Genomic DNA, 4209 nt, shown 5'->3' on the forward strand with positions numbered 1-4209 from the left:
CCACCGGCCCCGCCGTCACCACCGGCCTGACCAGCACCACCGTTACCGCCCGCCGTACCCGCAGTGCCGTCAATACTGCTCGAGGTACCAGCCGCACCAGCCGTGCCCGCGCTACCCGCAGCGCCATTCGCCCCGGCGTACCCGTTACCGCCAGCCCCGCCATACCCGGCGTTACCGCCATCACCCTCAACACCAGAAGCCGCATGCGTCGTGCCATCAGCCTGCAAACCACCCACACCGCCGGCCCCGCCGTCACCACCGTTACCGCCCGCCGTACCCGCCGTGCCATCGATGTGAGCAGCCGTACCGTTAGCACCGGCAACACCGTTAAGGCCATCGCCGCCGTTACCGCCGTTGCCACCGATACCGGCGCCGCTGGCACCGGTGCCGCCGTCACCACCGACGCCGCCGTTACCACCGACACCGCCGACGCCACCGGCGCCGCCATCGCCGCCATCGCCGAGCCACACCGAGCCAGTACCCCCGGTGCCGCCGGTGCCGCCGGACACATCGGCGCCATAGCCCGCACCGCCGGTCCCGCCGGTCCCGCCGTTGCCGGCCGCAAATGCGCCTAAGAGGTCTTGGGCTTGGCCGGTGTCACCGCCGGCGCCGCCGTTACCGGCGGCCACATCCAGCCCGCCCGCGCCGCCGTCACCGCCCAACCCGCCGTTGCCGTACATCTCGCCACCGGCACCGCCAGCGCCGCCGTCGGCGCCCAGCCCGCCGGCGCCGCCGTCGCCGCCATTGCCCCAGCCCCCGGCATCCCCGCCGTTGCCGCCGGCCACACCGGGATCAGCGGCCTCGTCGTAGCCGTTACCGCCGTCGCCGAACCACAACCCGCCGTTACCGCCGGTGGGGTCCGCCGCCGTCCCGTCGGCGCCGTTGCAGATCAGGCCGCAAAAGCCGTCGGTCGCGAAATACGGGTTGATCGCATTGTCGACCTGCTCACCGAACGGGCTGGCGATCCACGACTGCAACTCCTGCTGCAGTGGCAGCCAGAAGTCGGTCTGAAACAAGTCCGCGGCCGACGTGGAACCGGCCGCCGCGGCCGACGCTGCCAGCGGATCGCCCACCGACGCCGGATCGAAGCCGGCCACCACACTGCTCAAATCCGCGCCGAGCGCGGGGTCAAAGCTGCCCAGCGAATTGATCAGCGGGTCGAGGATCGCATCCAGCACGTCAGCCCGGGCCGCCGGCACGTTGGCCAGCGGCCCCAACCCCAACGCCAAAAACGCCCCGGCGCCACTACCCAGCCCGGCGATCCGCACCACCCGACGACGACCGGCCTTGCCCGTGCCCTTGCCCTTGCCCGACCGTTGATTCCTCTTCGAGTGCCGACCGGCCATTCGGTGTCCTTTCAGAGCAACCACAATTAGCTACATGGGTAATTTTGTTAAGTTAGGACTTAACTTACGCAGAGTCAATTGAACGCGCGGAGAACCCTTCCGGCAGCTCCACTGGCGCAACCCCGAGGCGATAAAATGCCGTATTAGCAGGCTCTTTACCTCAATCACCGACGCTCGACTTCGGCGTCGCCTCGACCCTCAATCCAGCGCCGGGAAGATGTGAAATTTCCCCGAGCCTCTCAGCTTCGACAGGGGATGCCTTAACTCGCGCGCCTTGACACGCCCGCTGACCGGCAAAACCGCGACCACCGCACGCCCAAACGCGACACAGCCAGCCAGCCGTCCGCGCACTTGATTGTGGTTTGCCACGATCCTGTGGACGCAGGCGTACTCGTAAGGCTTCATCACCCCGACGCCCCGTCGATCAGCTCCCAGCGACGTCGTCCATCTCGAGCGCGTCCCCCTTTTCGAGCGTCACCAGGTCACGCGGAAGTTCGGCCAATCCCCCCACCGCGCATCTCTAGATCCTCAATTTGGGAGCATGATATGGCTGGGCTAGCCGCGGATCAGGTCGGACAGTCGCCCGGCCAGGTCCTCCGATCGCCACCGCGCGGTGACCCACTCGCGGCCAGCGGCGCCCATCGCGGCGGCGCGATCCGGGTCGGCCAACAGTTCGCTGACGGAGTCGGCGATCTGTTGTACCGAAGTACCGTCGACCACCATCCCGGTTTTGTTGTGCTGCACCGTCTCCGGCGCCCCCCCAGAGGATCCGGCGATGACCGGAACGCCGGTCGCCGAAGCTTCCAGGAATACGATGCCGAGCCCCTCGACATCCAGTCCGGCGCCGCGGGTGCGACACGGCATGGCGAACACGTCCGCCATCGCGTGGTAGGCGGGCAGTTCGGCGAAGGGAACGCCGCCGGTGAACGTGACGTGATCGGTGACGCCGAATCGTTCGGCCAGTACGCGCAGCGTCTCCAGATACGGACCGCCGCCGACGATCACCAGCGCGGCGCCATCCACCCGCTGCCTGATCGCGGGCAACGCTCGGATCAACATGTCCTGGCCTTTGCGCGGCACCAACCGCGACAGGCACAGCACCGTGGGCCGCCGACCCAGCCCGTAGCGCTTGCGCATCTCGTCGCGGCCGGCGGCATCGGGCCGGAAGCGCTCGATGTCGACGCCGGGCGGCAGGTGTTCCAGGGCCGCCTGCGGCCCGAACGCCGCGGCGAATCGGCCTCGCGTGTAACGACTGACGTAGGTCACGACGTCGCTGTCGTCACCGATCCGGCGCAGTACCGAGCGGGCAACCGGCAGCATCGACCACCCCACCTCATGGCCGTGGGTGCTGGCCAGCACGCGGCGCGCACCGGCCCGCCGAGCCCGCCGGGCCAGCAGGGCCAGCGGTGCGGCGGCACCGAACCAAACCGTGTCGATGTCGTGCTCGGTGATCAACCGTCGCATCCGCGCGTCGACGCCTGCGACGGGCAGCATCAAAGTCCCGGGATGGCGCACGACGCGATAGCCGACGGTCCGGGCGTCAAAGGCGTCGGCATCTTTCCAGTGCGGGGCGTACACCGTCAGGGTGTGCTCCCCCGCCGCCGCCAGCCGCGTCACCAGGTCGACCAGATAGGACTGAATACCGCCGCGCCGGGGCGGAAAGTCGTTGGTTACCAGCAAGACCCGGGCCACCTTGGAAGGCTAGCCTGTGGCTCAGCCGGTGCGCTGACGGGCCAGCCAGCGCTGCCATTCGGCCAGTATTGCGGCGTCATCGGCACCGAGCACCTCATGAACCGCGCTCTGCACGTCGATGTGGTGATCGCCGCACGCCGCCTCGTAAAGCGCGCGCAGTGTCGGCGCGCCGCGGGTGTCGGCGACGAAGAGCGCGAACAGCCAGGCGCGGTCATAGGCCTGGGACCGTTGCGGCCCCGGCTCGGCCAGGGCGGCGTCGGACGGCAGCGTGCTGGGCGTCGCGATCTCGGGCACTGGGCTGTGCGGCCGTGCGACATAGTCCGCGACGCCTTCGGTTAGCCATTGCGGTGCATCGACGGCGGTGTCGGCGCGCGCAGCGTAATGAAAGAGCTCATGGGTCACCACGATTTGCAGTGCGTAATCGCTCATGCCTGCCGCGCCGGGCGCTAAGACAATCCGCTGGCCTTGCGCAGTCCGCCGAGCGGGATTCACTTGGTCGGCGACCGCGATCGCGGCAATGTCGGCCCATTGCGCGCTGGACCCGCCGCCGGCCGTCGCCTCGAATTGCTGCCGGGTCCCGGTAGCGACCACGTCGATGTCTCGGGGCCAATCACGGCCCCAGAACGCGTCCACCGCGTCGATCGCCGGGCCGACGTCCGCGACCATTCGAGCCAGCAGGGCTTGCTGCCGCGATCCGCCGAGATTGGTCATTCGCACGGTGCGGTCACCAACCGCAACGGCGCTGGGCGGCGAAACGTCGTGGCCCATCGTGGTCGCGACGAGAGCGCCGAAAACCAACTCTGCGATGAGCACGCCGGCCAACAACCGGCGCATTGCTCTAGTAGCGGCGGGCGCCGTAGATCGGGCCAGAGGAATTCATCGGCACGACCCGTACCGGCACGCCGTAGGTGGACGAGTGGACCATCAATCCGTCGCCGATGTAGATCCCGGCGTGCGAGGCGTCTGAATAGAAGGTCAGCACGTCACCGGGCTGCAGGTCGGACAGCGCAATCGGTTGTCCACCATGCGCCAGCGCCTGGCTGGAGTGCGGCAGCGCAATACCGGCCTGCTGGAACGCCCACATCACCAGGCCCGAACAGTCGAATCCACCCGGCGAGGAGCCGCCCCACGAGTAAGGGTCACCGACCCGCGTCAGCGCGGCCTGAACGGC

Annotated in this window: 4 protein-coding genes; all 4 read right to left on the bottom strand. The window is 68.8% G+C overall.

The genetic code is table 11. The features are described from left to right. A partial coding sequence (locus tag AC2VOG_RS09005; protein WP_486939565.1) for a PGRS repeat-containing protein occupies positions 1-1346 on the bottom strand: 1346 nt, incomplete at its 3' end. A gap of 555 nt (positions 1347-1901) precedes the next feature. Beyond that, on the bottom strand, positions 1902-3038 hold the full coding sequence (locus AC2VOG_RS09010) for a glycosyltransferase family 4 protein (protein ID WP_486939566.1): 1137 nt from the start codon (positions 3036-3038) through the stop codon (positions 1902-1904). Positions 3039-3059: 21 nt separating this feature from the next. Next, complete coding sequence (locus AC2VOG_RS09015; protein WP_486939568.1) at positions 3060-3806, bottom strand: hypothetical protein; 747 nt, start codon at positions 3804-3806, stop codon at positions 3060-3062. Positions 3807-3876: 70 nt separating this feature from the next. Continuing rightward, positions 3877-4209 (bottom strand): NlpC/P60 family protein (locus AC2VOG_RS09020; RefSeq protein WP_486939567.1); only part of this gene is annotated, 333 nt, incomplete at its 5' end.

The organism is Mycobacterium sp. TH-M11 (assembly GCF_057473725.1).